Source organism: Aeromicrobium camelliae, assembly GCF_003850045.1.
GTDB lineage: Bacteria > Actinomycetota > Actinomycetes > Propionibacteriales > Nocardioidaceae > Aeromicrobium > Aeromicrobium camelliae.
Genome location: NZ_RQJX01000006.1, coordinates 15,992 through 34,325 on the forward strand (window position 1 = coordinate 15,992; position 18,334 = coordinate 34,325).

The window sequence follows — 18,334 nt, forward strand, 5'->3', positions numbered from 1 at the left end:
GGAAACCCCATGAGCGATCGTCTTGCGGCACTGAGTGAGGCAGGCGTCTCGATCTGGTTGGACGACCTGTCGCGAGAGAGGATCGAGACCGGCAACCTCGCCGAGCTCGTCGAGAGCAAGCATGTCGTCGGGGTCACCACCAACCCGACGATCTTCGCCTCCGCGCTGGCCAAGGGCGAGCGGTACGAGCCGCAGGTGCGCGAGCTCAAGGCGAACGGTGCCGATATCGACACCGCGATCTTCGAACTGACCACGACGGACGTCCAGCGCGCCTGCGACATCCTGCGTCCGGTCTACGACCGCACCGACGGCGTCGACGGCCGGGTGTCCATCGAGGTCGAGCCGGGCCTCGCCCACGACACCGATGGCACGGTCGAGCTCGCGCAGCGGCTGTGGGAGCGCGTCGACCGCCCGAACCTCTTCATCAAGATCCCGGCGACCCGCGAGGGACTCCCGGCGATCGCGGCGACCATCGCCCGCGGCATCAGCGTCAACGTCACATTGATCTTCTCGCTGGAGCGCTACCGCGACGTGATGGACGCCTACCTGTACGGCCTGGAGCAGGCGGCGGCCGAGGGCCGCGATCTCAGCACTATCGCCTCCGTGGCGTCCTTCTTCGTGAGCCGCGTCGACTCCGAGGTGGACGGCCGGCTCCCCGAAGACAGCCCCCTGCGTGGCAAGGCCGCCATCGCGAACGCGCGTCTCGCCCATGAGGCGTTCGTCCAGGTGTTCTCCTCCGAGCGCGCCCGAGCGCTCCTCGACCAGGGGGCCAAGCCGCAGCGCCCGCTGTGGGCCTCCACGGGGGTCAAGGACCCAGCGTACCCCGACACGCTCTACGTGCAGGAGCTCGTCGTCGCCGATAGTGTCAACACCATGCCGGAGAAGACGCTGCTCGCCTTCGCCGATCACGGCGAGGTCACGGGTGACACCGTGACGGGACGTTATGACGAAGCCCGCGACGTGCTCGCGGACCTGGAGAAGCAGGGCATCTCATACGACGAGGTCGTCGACCAGCTCGAGGTCGAGGGTCTGCAGAAGTTCGACGCCTCGTGGGCCGAGTTGGTCGAGACCGTCCAGGCCGAGCTGGACAAGGCCTGACCGTGGACGGGCAGAGCGCCGGGGTCGTTGAGCGGGCCCGGCTCACCGAAGGCTTCACCTCGGCCCTCGACGACGCCGTCGCAGCCCACGTCGCGTCGCAGATCTTCGCCGAGGTCCCCACGCTGTGGGGGCCTGCGGCCGAGGACGAGTCGGCGCGACGCCTGGGCTGGACGGCGGCCGCGGAGCGTTCCCGCGAACTGGTTCCGCGGATCGAGCGCCTGCGCACGAGCCTGCTGGACCGCGGTGTCGACCGCATCGTGCTGTGTGGCATGGGCGGTTCCTCGCTGGCTCCCGAGGTCATCTGCCGGGCTGCGGGCGTCGAACTCGTCGTGCTCGACTCGTCGCACCCGGACATGGTCCGCGCGGCCATCACCGAGCTGGAGCGCACGGCGGTGGTCGTGTCGAGCAAGTCCGGCGGAACCGTCGAGACCGACAGCCAGCGCCGGGCGTTCGAGAAGGCGTTCAACGACGCGGGGATCGACCCGGCCGAGCGCATGATCGTCGTCACCGACCCCGGCTCGCCGCTCGACCAGATCGGCCAGGAGTCGGGCTACGAGGTCTTCCAGGCCGACCCGAGCGTGGGTGGCCGCTACTCGGCGCTGACCGCGTTCGGCCTCGTACCCAGCGGTCTCGCCGGGGCTCCCATCGGTCAGCTCCTCGACGAAGCCGCGGCGGTTCAGGAGCCGCTGGCGTCGGACTCGCCCGATAATCCGGCGCTGCGGCTCGGCGTCCTGCTCGGAGTCGCCGCGCTCGACCACGCCGACAAGCTCGTGCTGGTCGATACCTCCGGCGTCGGCCTCGGCGATTGGGCCGAGCAGCTCGTGGCGGAGTCGACCGGCAAGAACGGCACCGGCATCCTCCCGGTCGTCGTGGCGAGCACCAGCTCGCCGAACTTCGCCTCCCACACCGGCGACTCCGTCCTCGTGGTGACGGGCAGCCGTGAACTTCCGGACGGGGGCTGGGCGGCTGCCGTGCACGGGACCCTCGGCGCGCAGTTCCTGCTCTGGGAGACGGCCATCGCCGTGGCCGGACGCGTCCTCGGCATCAACCCGTTCGACCAGCCCGACGTGGAGAGCGCCAAGCAGGCCGCACGCGAACTGCTCGGCGGCGGTGGCGAGCGCCCCTCCCCCGACGCCACCGACGGCGACATCCAGCTGTTCGGAACCCAAGCGGACGATCTCGCCGGCGCGCTCGAGGCGTTCTTCGCCGAGCTCACGTCCGAGGGCTACCTCGCCGTCCAGGCGTACCTCGACCGTTGGACCCACGCGGACTTCGCCCAGGTGCGTGACGTTCTGGCCGAGCGACTCGGCCGGCCGGTGACCTTCGGCTGGGGCCCGCGGTTCCTGCACTCCACCGGCCAGTACCACAAGGGCGGCTCTCCTCACGGCGTGTTCCTCCAGCTCACGGACACGCCCGTGGAAGACCTCGACATTCCCGGCCGCGACTTCAGCTTCGGCGACTTCATCGCCTCCCAGGCCGAGGGCGACGCCGCGGTCCTGCGTGACCACGGCCGCCCCGTGCTGCGACTGCATCTGACCGACACTCCCAACGGACTCGCACGACTCAGGAGCGTTCTGGCGTGACCAATCCGCTGCGCGATCCTCGTGACCGCCGCCTTCCCCGCATCGCCGGCCCGTGCAGCATGATCATGTTCGGCGTCACCGGCGACCTCGCACGCAAGAAGCTGATTCCGGCGATCTACGACCTCGCGAACCGCGGACTGCTGCCGCCGGGCTTCGCGCTCGTCGGCTTCGCGCGCCAGGACTTCGGCAACGGCACCTTCGCCTCGATGATCAAGGCGGCCGCGAAGGCAGGAGCCCGCACGGAGTGGAGCGAGACGGTCTGGAAGCAGCTGGCCGCGGGCATCCGCTTCGTCCCGGGTCAGTTCGACGATGACGCCGCCTGGAAGCAGCTCGCCGAGACGCTCGCCGAACTCGACCGCGATCAGGGGACGGGCGGCAACCACGCGTTCTACCTCTCCATCCCTCCGGGCCTGTTCCCCACGGTCGTCTCCAAGATCAAGCAGCACGGGCTCGCCACGTCGACGGAGGGCTGGCGCCGCGTCGTCATCGAGAAGCCGTTCGGCCACGACCTCGCCTCAGCCAAGGAGCTCAACCGGCTCGTCGGGGACGTGTTCGAGCGCAGCTCGGTCTTCCGCATCGACCACTACCTCGGCAAGGAGACGGTGCAGAACATCCTGGCGCTGCGGTTCGCCAACGGCATGTTCGAGCCGGTCTGGAACAGCCACTACGTCGATCACGTCCAGATCACGATGGCCGAGGACATCGGCATCGGGTCCCGGGCCGGGTACTACGACGGCATCGGCGCGGCGCGTGACATCATCCAGAACCACCTCCTGCAGCTCATGGCACTCACCGCCATGGAGGAGCCAGTGTCGTTCGACGCGCACAGCCTCCGCCTCGAGAAGCAGAAGATTCTCGCCAACGCGAGCGCTCCGGCGGACCTCTCCAAGCACACGGCACGCGGCCAGTACGTCGCTGGCTGGGCGGGCGGTGTCGAGGTCGACGGGTACCTCGACGAGGAAGGCATCCCGGAGGATTCGCGCACCGAGACCTTCGCAGCCATGCGCATCGACATCGGTACCCGCCGCTGGGCCGGCGTGCCGTTCTACCTGCGCACCGGCAAGCGGCTGGGCCGGCGCGTCACCGAGGTGGCGGTGGTGTTCAAACGGGCCCCGCACCTGCCGTTCCGCAAGCACGACGTCACCGAGCTCGGTCAGAACGCGCTCGTCATGCGCATCCAGCCCGACGAAGGCGTGACCCTGCGCTTCGGCTCGAAGGTGCCGGGCACGACGATGGAGATCCGCGACGTCAACATGGACTTCGCCTACGGCGGCGCGTTCGTCGAGAGCAGCCCCGAAGCTTACGAGCGGCTCATCCTCGACGTGCTGCTCGGGGACCCGCCGTTGTTCCCGCAGCAGGAAGAGGTCGAGCTCTCCTGGAAGATCCTCGATCCGGTCATCAACCACTGGCGACGTCAGCGCACGATCGACACGTACCCCGCGGGCACGTGGGGCCCGCGGTCGGCCGACGAGATGATCGCCCGCGACGGACGGACCTGGAGGCGCCCCTGATGGAGATCGCACTCACCGACACCAATGCGGGCGAGATCGCCCGTGCCCTCGTCCGCGCACGGTCCGGCGCCGGGAGCCCGGCGATGGACATGGTCCTCACGCTGCTCGTCGTCACCGACGACGAGAACGTGGCGCATGCGATGAAGACCGCCACCACCCTGTCGATGGAGCACCCCGCTCGCATCATCGGCGTCGTCATCGGCGACGCCCGCGGCAAGGCTCGCCTGAACGCCAAGGTGCGCGTCGGCGAGTCGTCCTCGGGCGAGTCGATCCTGCTGCGCATCGCGGGCAAGCTCACCAATCACGCCGAATCGGTCGTGCTGCCGCTGCTGCTGCCCGACTCCCCGGTGGTGATCTGGTGGCCGAGCAACGCCCCCGCCAACCCCGCCGACGATCCGATCGGGCGCCTCGCACGCCGCCGACTGACCGATGCTGAGAGCACCGCCAACCCGGTGCGGGCGTTGCGCAACGTCGCGCGGCACTACGTCGAAGGCGACACGGATCTCTCGTGGACGCGGCTCACCCCCTGGCGCGCGCTGCTCGCCGCCGCCCTCGATCAGGCGACGGGCACAGTGTCGAGCGGCACTGTGGTCAGCGACCGGGACAACCCGGCGGCCGTGCTGCTGGTCGCCTGGCTGTCCTCGCGGCTCGGTGTCCCGATCGAGCACGAGTACGGACCCGGAACGCAGATCTCCCGGGTGAGTCTCGAGACGCAGGTCGGCACGATCGAGCTCACCCGCCTCGACGAGGGCAGTTGCGAGTTCCGCGTCCCCGGCTCGTCGTCACGTGTGGTGCCGCTGGGCCGGCGCACGCTCGCCGAGTTGCTCGCCGAGGATCTGCGCCGGCTCGACCCCGACGAGATCTACGCCGAGACGATCGATCACCTCCTGGAGCATGCATGACCGTTCAGATCCTCGAGGACCGCGATGCCCTGGCCCGCGCGGTGGCCCACCGGCTCACCGAGCGGATCGACGAACTGCGACGCAGCACCGGTCGCCGTCCCCGGCTCGTCCTGACCGGAGGAACGATCGCCAACGAGGTTCTCGCCCAACTCGTGGGCCCTGTGTCGCTGTGGCGCGACGTGGACTACTACTGGGGCGACGAGCGGTACGTCCCGTCCGATGACGACGATCGCAACGAGAAGCAAGCACGCGAAGCGTTCCTGACGCGATTCGAGATCCCTGAGGACCGGATTCACCCCATGCCGGCAGCAGGCGAGTTCGCATCCAAGGACGACGCCGCGGACGCCTACGCAGCGCAGCTGCCCGAGTCCTTCGACCTCGTCCTGCTGGGCGTCGGCCCGGACGCCCACGTCGCGTCGTTGTTCCCGGGCTTCCCGCAACTCGACGAGAAGGAGCGGCGAGTGGTCCCCGTCGACGACTCCCCCAAGCCTCCGCCGGAGCGGCTGAGCCTGACCTATCCGATGCTGAACAGCGCGACGGCGGTGTGGTTCGTCGTCGCCGGCGAGGACAAGGCGCCCGCTGTCGCGGCGGCGCTCTCGGGTGCCCCGGTGGACGAGGCACCGGCCGCCGGTGTCCGAGGGGTCGAAGAGACGCTATGGCTCCTCGACACCGACAGCGCGAGCCGGCTCCCCCGCTGACGAGCTCATGACGAGCCGCGCGAACGTCACGGACCGCCGGACGGTCGCGGCGGGGCTGCTCTTCGGCGCCGGCATCGCCGCGTCGATGATCGATCTCTTCATCTTCCACCTGTGGCTGCAGTGGCATCACTTCTACGACCGCTCCACGCCGCACGTCGGTCTGATCGCTGACGGCTTCTTCCACGCCGTCGGCTGGTTCATCACCGTCGCCGGGTTGTTCCTCCTCGCCGACGCGCGCCGCCGCGGCGGTGTGCACTGGCCACGATGGATCGGCGCCGTACTCAGCGGTGTCGGCGCGTTCCAACTGCTCGACGGCGTGCTCAACCACCAGATCCTGCGCATCCACCAGATCCGGTACGGCGTCGACCTGCTGCTCTACGACACCATCTGGATCGGAACGGCGATCGCCGCCCTCCTGGTCGGTCTTCTGGTGCTGTCGCGCACACGGCCCCGCTGAACGCGATGCACCACGAGCACGCGACAGCCACGGGACCCGCTGCGGGGGACGTCCTCATCCTCCTGCTCGCAGGGTCTGCTCTCCTGATCTACGCGGCAGGCGTCTACCGGGCCAGGCAGCGAGGGGCGTGGCCGTGGATGCGCACTGCCGCGTGGTTCGGCGGGGTGGCGGGCATCGTCACGGGGCTTCTGGGACCGCTCGCCGATGCGGCCCACGGCGACTTCACGGCGCACATGGGAGCCCACCTGCTGCTCGGCATGCTCGGGCCGCTCCTGCTGGTGCTCGCGGCTCCGGTCACCCTCGCGCTACGCGCGCTGCCGGTCGCATGGGCGCGCAGGCTCGCACGACTCCTGCGCCATCGGGTCGTCCTCACGCTGGGTGTACGCGCTCGTGCACATGCATCTCGTCGTGGCCGGATACCTGTTCACGGCCTCGCTCATCGGGCCTGACCCGGCCCCCCGGGCCTCGTTCGCGGTCCGCGCGAGCGTGCTCGTGGCGTTCATGGCCGCGCACTCCGTGCTGGCGAAGTGGCTGTACGCGCATCCGCCCGCCGGCGTGGCCGACGGGCGGATGGGAGCTCAACTCATGTACTACGGAGGCGACGCCATCGATGTGCTGGTGATGGTGCTGCTCGCCGCCGAGTGGTATCGCGCGACGCGACCTGCGATCAGAAGATGATCTCGCCGGTCTTGCGCTTGGTGCGCAACGTTTCGAGCGCCTCGGCGAGGATCGCCGATGCCTCCTCCTCGCTGCGGCGCTCCTTCACGTACGCGAGGTGCGTCTTGTACGGTTCGATCTTCGGTGCCTCGGGGCGGTTCTCGGCGTCCCGGCTAGCCGGCAGACCACAACGCGGGCAGTCCCACTCGTCGGGGACCTCCGCCTCGATCGAGAACTGCAAGGCCGTGCGGTGGTCCTTGGCGCAGAAGTACACGACGGTCTGCCGCGGTGCGGCCTCACCGCGCTCGGCCTCGCCCATCGGGCCAGCGCCGATGCGACTGCCGCGGATGGCGCCACCGGCGCCCATCAGGCGCTCACCTTCAGCAGCAGCCCGAGCGCGAAGATGCACACGACCCACACCAGCGCCACGCCGACCGTGATCCGGTCGAGGTTACGCTCGGCCACGGAGGACCCGCCGAGCGAGCTGGAGACGCCGCCGCCGAACATGTCGGACAGACCACCGCCGCGGCCCTTGTGCATCAGCACCAGGACGATCATCAAGATGCTGCTGAGAGCCAGCAGAATCGAGAAGGTCAGAATCACGTGTCGCTCCTCCGTCAGGCGCCGGACGAGAGGTCCGGCAAGTCATAGAACCGGGCGATCGCCGCGAACTCCTCGGCCTGAAGGCTCGCGCCACCGACCAGGGCCCCATCGACATCCGGCTTGGCCATGATCGCAGCCACGTTCGCGGCTTTGACCGATCCGCCGTACAGGATACGCGTGGAGGCCGCGGTGTCGTCACCCCAGGTCTCGGCGAGCCGCCCGCGGATCGCCGCGCACACCTCTTGTGCGTCCTCGGGAGTCGCAACCTCGCCCGTGCCGATGGCCCACACGGGCTCGTAGGCGATCACGAGACCGGCGACCTGCTCGGCGTCGAGGCCGGCGAGCGACCCGTCGATCTGGCCGAGCGTGTAGGCGACGTGCTCCCCGGCCTGGCGGACGTCCAGCCCTTCGCCCACGCACACGATGGGCGTCATCCCGGCTGCCAGCGTCTTCACCGTCTTGGCATTGACGACCTCGTCGGTCTCCGCGTGGTACTCACGGCGCTCGGAGTGGCCGACGACCACGTACGAGCACCCGAGCTTGGCGAGCATCGCCGCCGAGATCTCACCGGTGTAGGCGCCGCCGTCATGCTGGGACACGTCCTGGGCGCCGTAACGGATCTGCAGTCGGTCCCCGTCGACGAGCGTCTGCACGCTACGCAGATCGGTGAACGGGGGGATGACGACGACCTCGGACTTGGCGTAGTCGTGCTTCTTGTCCGACAACGTCCAAGCCAGCTTCTGCACGAGGACGACGGCCTCGTGGTGATTGAGGTTGGACTTCCAGTTGCCCGCCATCAGCGGAGTACGCGCGCTCATGCGTCCGCTCCGTCCAGGACGGCGAGGCCCGGCAGCGTCGCGCCCTCGAGATACTCGAGGCTGGCCCCGCCGCCGGTGGAGATGTGGCCGAACTGGTCGTCGGTGAAGCCCAGCTGACGCACCGCGGCAGCCGAGTCGCCCCCGCCGACGACCGACAGGCCGTCGACCTCGGTGAGCGCCTGAGCGACGGTCTTGGTGCCCGCAGCGAAGGCAGGCATCTCGAACACGCCCATGGGACCGTTCCAGAACACCGTGCGCGCACCACGGATCCGCTCGGCGAAGGCGGCAGCGGAGTCCGGGCCGATGTCGAGCCCCATCTGATCGTCGGGGATCGCGTCCACGGCCACCGTGGTGGCCGGAGCGTCGGCCTCGAAGCGGGGGGCGACGACGACGTCGGTCGGCAGAACCAGCTCGACGCCCTTCTCCGCCGCACGCTCGATGTACCCGCGGGCGACGTCGATCTGGTCGGACTCCAGCAGGCTCGTTCCGACACGGTGGCCCTGGGCAGCGAGGAAGGTGAAGACCATACCGCCGCCGATGAGCAGGGTGTCGGCCTTCTCCAGCAGGTTGTCGATGACGCCGAGCTTGTCGGACACCTTGGAGCCACCGAGCACAACGGCGTACGGCCGGTCCGGCGTCGCGGTCAGTCGCTCGAGCACGGCGACCTCCGCCTGGACGAGGCCGCCCACCGCGGCGGGCAGGCGCGTCGCGATGTCGTACACGCTGGCCTGCTTGCGATGGACGACCCCGAAGCCGTCCGACACGAAGACGTCGGCGAGCGCAGCGAGCTGGTCGGCGAAGGCGCCGCGTTCGGCGTCGTCCTTGCTCGTCTCGCCCGGGTTGAACCGGACGTTCTCGAGGACCGCCACCTCACCGTCGCCCATGGCAGCGCTGATGCGCTGGGCCTCCGCGCCCACGGTGTCGTTGGCGAACAGCACCGGCTGCCCCAGCAGCTCCCCCAGGCGCTCGGCGACGGGGCGCAAGGAGAACGCCGGGTCCGGCACTCCCTTGGGCCGGCCGAGGTGGGCCATCACGAGGACCTTGGCGCCCGCACGGGCGAGGCGCTCGATGGTGGGAACGCTCGCGCGGACGCGACCGTCGTCGGTGATCGTCGGGCCGTCGAGCGGCACGTTGAGATCACTGCGGACGAGAACGCGTTTACCGGTCAGATCGCCGAGCTCGTCGATCGTCTTCACGTGTCGTGGTCTCCTCGTCGTCTCAGAGCGAGGCGCCGACGTGGGCCACGAGGTCGACGAGACGGTTGGAGTAACCCCACTCGTTGTCGTACCAGCCCACGACCTTGACCTGGTCGCCGATGACCTTGGTGAGACCGGCGTCGAAGATGCAGGAAGCCGGGTCGGTGACGATGTCGGTCGAGACCAGCGGGGCCTCGCTGTAGGTGAGGAAGCCCTTGAGCGCGCCCTCGGAGGCGGCCTTGAGGATGCCGTTGATCTCCTCGACCGAGGTCTCGCGGCTGGCGGTGAAGGTGAGGTCGGTGGCCGAACCGGTGGGCACCGGGACGCGCATCGCGAAGCCGTCGAGCTTGCCCTTGAGCTCGGGCAGCACGAGGCTCACGGCCTTGGCGGCGCCCGTCGAGGTGGGCACGACGTTGAGCGCGGCGGCGCGCGCACGGCGCAGGTCCGAGTGCGGGCCGTCCTGCAGGTTCTGGTCCTGCGTGTAGGCGTGGATCGTGGTCATCAGGCCCTTCTCGATGCCGATGCCCTCGTGCAGCGCCTTCGCCATCGGGGCGAGGCAGTTGGTGGTGCAGGAGGCGTTCGAGATGACCGTGTGCTGCTCGGGATCGTAGAGGTCGTGGTTGACGCCCATGACGACCGTGAGGTCCTCGTTCTTGGCAGGGGCCGAGATGATGACCTTCTTGGCGCCGCCCTCGAGGTGCGCCTTGGCCTTCGTGGCGTCCGTGAAGAAGCCGGTCGACTCCACGACGACGTCGACACCGACGCTCGCCCAGTCGAGGTTGGCCGGATCGCGGTCCGCGAATGCGGCGATCTTCTGCTCACCGACGTAGATGGCCTCGTCGTCGTAGGTCACGTCCGCGTCGAGACGACCCAGGATCGAGTCGTACTTCAGCAACGTGGCCAGCGTCTTGTTGTCCGTGAGGTCGTTGACGGCCACGATCTCGATGTCGGCGCCGGCGGCGCGGGCAGCGCGGAAGAAGTTGCGGCCGATGCGGCCAAAACCATTGATGCCTACGCGAATAGTCACGCGGTACTCCTGCGATCGAAGGTGAAGGTCGGATACGTCCACCACCCTACTACTGGGCCTCGGTACCGCGGCGTGTCCCGCCCGTCAGGCCTCGGGGAGGATCTCCTCGTTCAAGCCGGCCTCCGTGTCAGGGACGCCCATCTCGTTGGCGCGCTTGTCCGCCATGGCCAGAAGGCGGCGGATCCGGCCTGCGATGGCGTCCTTGGTGAGCGGCGGGTCGTGAAGCTGACCGAGTTCCTCCAGGCTCGCCTGGCGGTGTTCCACGCGCAGCATCCCGGCCATGCGCAGATGATCGGGAACATCGTCGCCGAGGATCTCCAGCGCGCGCTGGGCGCGGGCACCGGCGGCCACCGCGGCGCGCGCCGAACGACGCAGATTCGCGTCATCGAAGTTCGCGAGCCGGTTGGCGGTCGCGCGGACCTCGCGACGCATGCGGCGCTCTTCCCATGCCAGGAGCGTCTCGTGGGCGCCGAGCCGGGTGAGCAGCGCGCCGATCGCCTCGCCGTCGCGAATGACCACACGGTCGACGTGCCGCACCTCGCGCGCCTTGGCCTGGATGCCGAGACGGCGCGCCGCGCCGACCAGCGCGAGGGCCGCCTCCGGCCCCGGGGCGGTGACCTCGAGAGCGGACGACCGGCCGGGCTCGGTAAGCGAGCCGCGGGCGAGGAACGCCCCGCGCCAGGCCGCGACGGCGTCGCACGACGCGCCCGAGACCACCTGGGGCGGGAGCCCGCGGATGGGGCGTCCGCTGCCGTCGACGACGCCGGTCTGCCGGGCGAGGGCGTCGCCGTCCTTGGCGACCCGGACGACGTAGGACGTGCCCTTGCGGATACCGCCGTTCTGATGGACGAGCATCTCGCTGTCGTGTCCGTAGACCTCGGCGATGTCCTTGCGCAGTCGCCGCGCGGCGGCGCCGGTGTCGAGCTCGGCCTCGACCACGATGCGGCCCGCAACGATGTGCAGACCCCCGGCGAATCGCAGGATCGTGGAGACCTCGGCCTTGCGGCAGCAGGACTTCGTGATCGGCGTTTGCGCCAATTCTGACTTGACCTGTGCCGTCATGGCCATGTGCGCGGTTCCTCCTCGTCGAATGCTGCGTTCACTCTAGCCGTGGAGAAAACTCCTGCGAAGACCGTTGCGAGCCTCTCGGGGTCGTGCTGATCACGGTCGGACCGCGATGCCACCTCCGCGCAGACCAGTCGCGCCCCCAGGCGCGCTGCGGCGGGCACGATCAACGGATCGTCGTCGACCATGGCCGCATCGGCGACGACGACGTCGAGCCGAAGGTCGGGGGCGTGTGCAGCGAGGACGTCGAGGTGATTCGACGGCGTCAGGCCCTCGGTCTCCCCCGGCTGCGCGACGAGGTTGAGCACGAGGACGCGTCGGGCGGTGGTGCGCACCAGCGCGGCGCGCAGGCTCGGCACCAACAGGTTGGGCATCACGCTGGTGAACCAGGACCCGGGGCCGATCACGACCCAGTCGGCGTCGTCGATGGCCGCGACTGACTCCGGGCACGCCGGCGGGTCGGCAGGATCGAGCCGCACGTTGAGCACCTGCCCGCTCGCTTTGGCGACCTGCGCCTGTCCGCGAATCACCGAGATGTCGCCCGGCTCCTCGCGTGAACGGACGTCGGCCTCGATGTTGAGTGGAACCGCCGCCATCGGCAGCACCCGGCCCTGGGCGCCGAGGAGTTCGCCGACCAGGTGGAGCCCTTTGACGGTGTCGCCGAGCTGGTCCCACGTGGCGGCCAGGAGCAGATTGCCGAGCGCATGATTGGCCAACGGACCGTCGCCGCTGAAGCGATGCTGGAGGATGTCGGCCCAGGTGCGGCCCCACTCGTCGTCACGGCACAGCGCGGCGAGCGCCATGCGCAGGTCGCCCGGGGGCAGGATGCCGAACTCCTCGCGGAGCCGTCCAGAGGAGCCGCCGTTGTCGGCGACCGTGACGATGCCGGTGAGGTCGTCGGTGACACGGCGCAACGCCGCGAGACTCGCGGCAAGGCCGTGACCGCCCCCGAGGGCCACGACGCGGGGACTCATTCTCTCCCCAGGTCGCGGTGGACGACGAGGGTGCTCACGCCGTGCGATCGCAACCGGCGGCCGAGCGCCTCCGACATCGCGACACTGCGGTGACGGCCGCCCGTGCAGCCGACGGCCACGGTCAGGAAGTGTTTGTCTTCGTGCAGGAACCCGTCGGTCAGTAACGCGATGAGATCGACGTAGCTGTCGAGGAACTCCGCCGATCGCGGCTGCTTCTCGACGTACTCGCGGACGGGATCGTCCAGGCCGCTGAGCGGGCGCAGCTCATCCACCCAGTACGGGTTGGGCAGGAAGCGCATGTCGGCGACCATGTCCGCGTCGATGGGGACGCCGTACTTGAAGCCGAACGAGACGATCGTCGCGCGCAAGCCGTGCCGCTGCGGAGCGTCGAACGCCGCCTGCATCCGTTGCGCGAGCTGGTGCACGTTCAGGCGCGTGGTGTCGATGACGATGTCGGCGGCGGCGCGCACGTCGCGGAGGAGCTCACGTTCGCGCAGGAAGCCGTCCATGAGCCGTCCCTCGTGGCTGAGCGGGTGCGGGCGGCGGGCGGCTTCCTGGCGGCGGACGAGGACCTCGTCGGCGGCTTCGAGGTAGAGGATGCGCACGGCGACACCGGCTTCCTTGACCCGCTCGACCTCCTCGACCAGAGCACCGAAGAACCCGCGTGAACGAGCGTCGACGACGAGGGCGAACCGGTCGATGTCATCGGCCTTCAGGATCGTGGCGACCGCGTCGGAGATCATCGGCGCGGGGAGGTTGTCGATGACGTAGTACCCGAGTTTCTCCAGCACCTTGGCCGCGGTGCCACGACCGGCGCCGGTCATCCCGGTCACCAGCACGAACTCGTTGATGCTGCTCACTACCGGCCCCCATCGTCGTCGAGGATCTCCCCTGTGCGGGTGTCGATGGCCGGTCCTGGCCGGTTCTCCGCGAGGGCTTGCACGATCGATTGTGCCGTAGCCGGACCGATGCCCGGAACCGCCTGGATCTCCTCGGCGGTGGCGGCGCGCAACCGCTTGAGCGAACCGAAGTGCTTGAGCAGCGCTTTACGCCGCGTCTCCCCCAGACCCGGCACCGGATCCAGCAGGCTCTGAACCATGGACTTGCTACGGCGCGTGCGGTGGTGCGTGATGGCGAACCGGTGCGCCTCGTCGCGCACCCGCTGAAGCAGATAGAGTCCCTCGCTCGTGCGCGGCAGGATGACCGGGTCCTCGTCGTCGGGGAGCCAGACCTCCTCGAGCTTCTTGGCCAGGCCGCACAGCGCCACGCCCGTGATGCCGAGTTCGTCCATGGCCTGGTGCGCCGCGGCGACCTGGGGCGGGCCGCCGTCGACGACGACGAGCGACGGCGCGTAGGCGAACTTGCGAGGTTTGCCGGTCTCCGGGTCGATGCCCGGTTCCTCATCACCCTGGCGATCACGCGCCCGCAGGTAGTTCTCGAAGCGCCGAGTAATGACCTCGTGCATGGCCGCGACGTCGCTCTGGCCTTCGTGGCGCACCGTGAAACGGCGGTACTCCGACTTGCGCGGCAGGCCGTCCTCGAACACGACCATGGACGCGACGATCTCGGTGCCCTGGAGGTTGGAGATGTCGAAACACTCGATCCGCAGGGGCGGCTCGGACAGGCCCAGCGCGACCTGGATCTCCTCCAACGCCTGGCTGCGTGCCGTGAGGTCGCCGGACCGCTTGAGCTTGTGCCGGGCCATCGACTGCTTGGCGTTCTGCTCGACGGTCTCCATGAGCCGCTTCTTGTCGCCGCGCTGCGGCACCCGGATACGGACCGGCCCACCGCGGCGCTCGGCGAGCAGTTGCTCCACCGCCTCGAGATCGGTGGGCAGTTCGGGCACGAGGATCTGCTTGGGGATGGCCGACTCCGCCGCGTCCTGGTACAGCGTCATGAGCGCGTGCTGCACGAGGTCGGGCAGCGTCGCGTCGTCCTCCTTGTCGGCCACCCAACCACGCTGACCGCGCACGCGGCCCCCACGCACGGAGAAGATCTGCACCGCGACCTCCAGCGGGTCGTCGACGAACCCGAAGACGTCGGCATCGGTGCCGTCACCGAGCACCACGGTCTGCTTCTCCAGCACGCGCTGGAGGGCGGCGAGGTCGTCGCGGTACTTCGCGGCCAGCTCGTACTCCTGGCGTCCGGCGGCCTCGCGCATCTGCTGCTCGATCCGCCGCGTGAACCCGGCCGTCTGACCGCCCATGAACGCGAGGAAGTCATCGACGATGTCGCGGTGCTCCTCGGCGCTGACCCGGCCGACGCACGGCGCGGAACACTTGCCGATGTCGCCGAGCAGGCACGGACGGCCGATCGCCTTGGCGCGGCGGTACACGCCGGCCGAGCACGACCGCATGGGAAACACGCGCAGCAGCGTGTCGACGGTGTCGCGGATCGCCCACGCATGCCCGTACGGGCCGAAGTACCGCACGCCCTTGCGCTGCGCACCCCGCATGACCTGGACGCGCGGGATCTCCTCCCCCACGGTCACGGCGAGCCAGGGATACGACTTGTCGTCGCGGTACTTGACGTTGAAGCGAGGGTCGAACTCCTTGATCCAGGAGTACTCGAGCGCGAGCGCCTCGACCTCCGTACCGACGACGGTCCATTCGACCGACGCCGCGGTCGTGACCATCTGCTGCGTACGCGGGTGCAGGTGCGCGATGTCCTGGAAGTACGAGCTCAGCCGCGGCCGAAGAGACTTGGCCTTGCCTACGTAGATGACGCGCCGCTCGGCGTCCCGGAAGCGATAGACACCGGGATCGGTGGGGATCTCGCCGGGCCGAGGGCGGTAGGTCGCCGGATCAGCCACGGAGCATCACGCCAGCAACGGTGCCAGGAAGCGGCCGGTGTGGCTGTCCGGGTTGGCCGCGACCTCCTCGGGCGTACCCTCGGCGACGACCATGCCGCCACCGCTGCCGCCCTCCGGGCCCATGTCGATGATCCAGTCCGAGGCCTTGATGACGTCGAGGTTGTGCTCGATGACGAGCACCGAGTTGCCGGTGTCGACGAGCCGCTGCAGCACACCGAGGAGTTTGCGGATGTCCTCGAAGTGCAGACCCGTCGTGGGCTCGTCGAGCACGTAGATCGTGCGTCCCGTGGACCGCTTCTGCAGTTCCGCGGCGAGCTTGACCCGCTGGGCCTCGCCGCCGGACAGGGTGGGGGCAGGCTGACCGAGCCGGACGTATCCGAGGCCGACGTCGACCAGGGTGCGCAGGTGCCGCGCGATGGCCGGGATGGCCTCGAAGAACTCGACGGCCTCCTCGATCGGCATGTCGAGGATCTCGGCGATCGTCTTGCCCTTGTAATGCACCTCCAGCGTCTCGCGGTTGTAGCGCGCGCCGTGGCACACCTCGCACGGGACGTACACGTCGGGCAGGAAGTTCATCTCGATCTTGATCGTGCCGTCGCCATGGCATGCCTCGCAGCGGCCGCCCTTGACGTTGAAGGAGAAGCGGCCCGGCTGATAGCCGCGCATCTTGGCCTCGGGGGTCTGGGCGAACAGCTTGCGGACGTGGTCGAACACGCCGGTGTACGTGGCCGGGTTGGAGCGCGGGGTACGGCCGATCGGCGACTGGTCGACGTGGATGACCTTGTCGACGTTCTCGATGCCGTCGATGCCCGTGTGACGGCCCGGGATGGTGCGCGCCTTGTACAGCGCCCGAGCGAGCGACGTGTAGAGGATGTCGTTGACCAGCGTGGACTTGCCCGAGCCCGACACGCCGGTCACGGACACCAGCTGGCCGAGCGGGAAGCTGACGTCGATGTCGCGCAGATTGTTCTCGCGGGCGCCGCGGACCGTCAGCTCGCGCCCCTCCACCCGCGGGCGGCGCTTCTCGGGCACCGGGATGAACTCCTTGCCCGAGAGATACTTGCCGGTCAGGGAATCGGGGTGCGACAGCAGCTCGTCGACAGTGCCCGAGACGATGACCTGACCACCGTGCTCGCCGGCGCCAGGGCCGATGTCGACGACCCAGTCGGAGGTGCGGATGGTGTCCTCGTCGTGCTCGACGACGATGAGGGTGTTGCCGAGGTTCTTGAGTCGGACCAGCGTTTCGATCAGGCGGTGGTTGTCGCGCTGGTGCAGGCCGATCGACGGCTCGTCCAGGACGTAGAGCACGCCGACGAGCCCCGCGCCGATCTGCGTCGCGAGCCGGATGCGCTGGGCCTCGCCGCCGGAGAGGGAGCCGGCGGCGCGGTCGAGCGCCAGGTAGTCGAGTCCGACGTCCAGCAGGAAGCGCAGCCGCTCGTGGATCTCCTTGAGCACCCGCTCGCCGATCTGGCGCTCCCGGTCGGTCATGACGAGGTCGGAGAGGAAGTCCGCTGCCTCCGCGATGGACAGGTGGCACAGCTCGGCGATGTTGAGCTCACCGCGACTCGCCGACTCCAGCGTGACCGCGAGGATGACGGGCTTGAGCCGGGTGCCGCCGCACGTGGGGCACGGGACCTCGCGCATGAAGCCCTCGAGCCGTTCGCGGTTGGTCTCCGAGTCCGTCTCGGCGTACCGCCGCTGGACGAACGGGATGGCGCCCTCGAACTGCGAGTAGTACGACCGCTCGCGGCCGTACCGGTTCTTGTAGCGCACGTGCACCTTGGTCTCGTGACCGTGCATGAGCGCGTGCTTCACGTCGCCGGGCAGCTCGATGTACGGGGTGGTGATCGAGAAGCCGAGCTCGTCGGCGAGCGCCTCGGTGAGGCGCAGGAAGTACTCCGAGACCTGGTTGTACGCCCAGGCGGCGATGGCCCCTTCGGCGAGCGACTTCTCCGGGTCGGGGACGAGCAGCTCGGGGTCCACTTCCATCCGGGTGCCGAGACCATGGCATTCGGGGCAGGCGCCGTACGGAGCGTTGAAGGAGAACGAACGCGGTTCGAGCTCGTCGATCTGCAACGGGTGGTCGTTGGGACACGCGAGCTTCTCGGAGAACCGGCGGTGCCGCGACGGATCGTTCTCGGGCAGGTCGACGTAGTCGATGATCACCAGGCCGTCGGCGAGCGACAGCGCAGTCTCGACCGATTCAGTCAGTCGCTGCTGCGCGCTGGCCTTGACCGTGAGACGGTCGACGACGACGTCGATGGTGTGCTTCTTCTGCTTGGCGAGCGTGGGCGGCTCGTCTGCGAGCATGTGGGCCGAACCGTCGACGATGACGCGGCTGAACCCCTGCTGCTGGAGTTGACGGAACAGTTCGGTGTACTCGCCCTTGCGGCCGCGGATGACAGGAGCGAGGACTTGGAAGCGCGTGCCCTCCTCGCCCTCCATGATGCGATCGACGATCTGCTGCGGCGTCTGCCGGCTGATCGGCTCGCCGCAGGTCGGACAGTGGGCGCGACCCGCACGCGAGTACAGCAGACGCAGGTAGTCGTAGACCTCGGTGATGGTGCCCACCGTGGAGCGCGGGTTGCGGGACGTCGACTTCTGGTCGATCGAGACGGCCGGGGACAGGCCCTCGATGAAATCGACGTCCGGCTTGTCCATCTGGCCGAGGAACTGGCGGGCGTAGGCGGACAGCGACTCGACGTAGCGGCGCTGCCCCTCGGCGAAGATCGTGTCGAAGGCCAACGACGACTTGCCCGACCCGGACAGTCCCGTGAACACGATGAGCGCGTCGCGGGGCAGGTCGAGCGAGACGTCCTTGAGGTTATGCTCGCGGGCACCGCGAATCACGAGACGATCAGCCACGGTTTCCAGCGTAACCAGGCGCACTGACAGTTTCCCGTGGTGAGCAGGTTCCTCCCGGTGGTGAGTTG

The 18,334-nt window shown here is 69.1% G+C and carries 16 protein-coding genes and 1 pseudogene; 7 read left to right on the top strand and 10 right to left on the bottom strand.

Annotated elements, in window-relative coordinates:
* Positions 1 to 9 precede the first annotated feature (9 nt).
* The 7 genes and pseudogenes from tal (at position 10) to EHW97_RS15705 (ending at position 6,927) form a co-directional block, all read left to right on the top strand.
* The gene (gene tal, locus EHW97_RS06105; protein ID WP_124236283.1) at positions 10 to 1,098 is read left to right on the top strand and encodes a transaldolase; all 1,089 of its coding nucleotides are present in this window, start codon (positions 10 to 12) and stop codon (positions 1,096 to 1,098) included.
* Between the two features lie 2 nt (positions 1,099 to 1,100).
* Positions 1,101 to 2,681: a glucose-6-phosphate isomerase gene (locus EHW97_RS06110; protein ID WP_124236284.1), complete on the top strand. Its 1,581-nt coding sequence runs from the start codon at positions 1,101 to 1,103 to the stop codon at positions 2,679 to 2,681.
* Positions 2,678 to 4,192, top strand: coding sequence for a glucose-6-phosphate dehydrogenase (gene zwf, locus EHW97_RS06115; RefSeq protein WP_124236285.1), 1,515 nt, complete (start codon positions 2,678 to 2,680; stop codon positions 4,190 to 4,192). Before EHW97_RS06110 ends, zwf begins: the two co-directional genes overlap by 4 nt.
* Entirely contained in the window at positions 4,192 to 5,094 is a 903-nt protein-coding gene (locus tag EHW97_RS06120) for a glucose-6-phosphate dehydrogenase assembly protein OpcA (protein WP_124236286.1), read from the top strand. The genes zwf and EHW97_RS06120 overlap by 1 nt, the downstream gene beginning before the upstream one ends.
* Positions 5,091 to 5,792, top strand: coding sequence for a 6-phosphogluconolactonase (gene pgl / locus EHW97_RS06125; RefSeq protein ID WP_124236287.1), 702 nt, complete (start codon positions 5,091 to 5,093; stop codon positions 5,790 to 5,792). Before EHW97_RS06120 ends, pgl begins: the two co-directional genes overlap by 4 nt.
* Before the next feature lie 7 nt (positions 5,793 to 5,799).
* Positions 5,800 to 6,249, top strand: coding sequence for a DUF2243 domain-containing protein (locus EHW97_RS06130; protein WP_124236288.1), 450 nt, complete (start codon positions 5,800 to 5,802; stop codon positions 6,247 to 6,249).
* A 137-nt stretch (positions 6,250 to 6,386) separates the two neighbouring features.
* A pseudogene (locus EHW97_RS15705) lies at positions 6,387 to 6,927 on the top strand (cytochrome c oxidase assembly protein).
* Here the strand turns inward: EHW97_RS15705 and EHW97_RS06140 are convergent.
* The 10 genes from EHW97_RS06140 to uvrA form a co-directional block, all read right to left on the bottom strand.
* The gene (locus EHW97_RS06140; RefSeq protein WP_124236289.1) at positions 6,917 to 7,273 is read right to left on the bottom strand and encodes an RNA polymerase-binding protein RbpA; all 357 of its coding nucleotides are present in this window, start codon (positions 7,271 to 7,273) and stop codon (positions 6,917 to 6,919) included. The pseudogene EHW97_RS15705 and the gene EHW97_RS06140 sit on opposite strands and share 11 nt — an antisense overlap.
* The gene (gene secG, locus EHW97_RS06145) at positions 7,273 to 7,509 is read right to left on the bottom strand and encodes a preprotein translocase subunit SecG (RefSeq protein ID WP_121794876.1); all 237 of its coding nucleotides are present in this window, start codon (positions 7,507 to 7,509) and stop codon (positions 7,273 to 7,275) included. Before secG ends, EHW97_RS06140 begins: the two co-directional genes overlap by 1 nt.
* Positions 7,510 to 7,523: 14 nt before the next feature.
* Positions 7,524 to 8,327 (bottom strand): triose-phosphate isomerase, encoded by an 804-nt coding sequence (gene tpiA / locus EHW97_RS06150; RefSeq protein WP_124236290.1) that lies wholly within the window; start codon positions 8,325 to 8,327, stop codon positions 7,524 to 7,526.
* On the bottom strand, positions 8,324 to 9,523 hold the full coding sequence (locus tag EHW97_RS06155; RefSeq protein WP_124236291.1) for a phosphoglycerate kinase: 1,200 nt from the start codon (positions 9,521 to 9,523) through the stop codon (positions 8,324 to 8,326). Before EHW97_RS06155 ends, tpiA begins: the two co-directional genes overlap by 4 nt.
* 22 nt (positions 9,524 to 9,545) lie before the next feature.
* On the bottom strand, positions 9,546 to 10,550 hold the full coding sequence (gap, locus tag EHW97_RS06160; protein WP_124236292.1) for a type I glyceraldehyde-3-phosphate dehydrogenase: 1,005 nt from the start codon (positions 10,548 to 10,550) through the stop codon (positions 9,546 to 9,548).
* An 84-nt stretch (positions 10,551 to 10,634) separates the two neighbouring features.
* On the bottom strand, positions 10,635 to 11,618 hold the full coding sequence (whiA, locus tag EHW97_RS06165) for a DNA-binding protein WhiA (RefSeq protein WP_124236293.1): 984 nt from the start codon (positions 11,616 to 11,618) through the stop codon (positions 10,635 to 10,637).
* Entirely contained in the window at positions 11,609 to 12,589 is a 981-nt protein-coding gene (locus EHW97_RS06170; RefSeq protein ID WP_124236294.1) for a gluconeogenesis factor YvcK family protein, read from the bottom strand. Before EHW97_RS06170 ends, whiA begins: the two co-directional genes overlap by 10 nt.
* The gene (rapZ, locus tag EHW97_RS06175; protein ID WP_124236295.1) at positions 12,586 to 13,449 is read right to left on the bottom strand and encodes an RNase adapter RapZ; all 864 of its coding nucleotides are present in this window, start codon (positions 13,447 to 13,449) and stop codon (positions 12,586 to 12,588) included. The genes EHW97_RS06170 and rapZ overlap by 4 nt, the downstream gene beginning before the upstream one ends.
* Positions 13,449 to 15,401, bottom strand: coding sequence for an excinuclease ABC subunit UvrC (gene uvrC / locus EHW97_RS06180; RefSeq protein WP_124236296.1), 1,953 nt, complete (start codon positions 15,399 to 15,401; stop codon positions 13,449 to 13,451). Before uvrC ends, rapZ begins: the two co-directional genes overlap by 1 nt.
* 6 nt (positions 15,402 to 15,407) lie before the next feature.
* Positions 15,408 to 18,266: an excinuclease ABC subunit UvrA gene (gene uvrA / locus EHW97_RS06185; protein ID WP_124236297.1), complete on the bottom strand. Its 2,859-nt coding sequence runs from the start codon at positions 18,264 to 18,266 to the stop codon at positions 15,408 to 15,410.
* Positions 18,267 to 18,334: the final 68 nt, after the last annotated feature.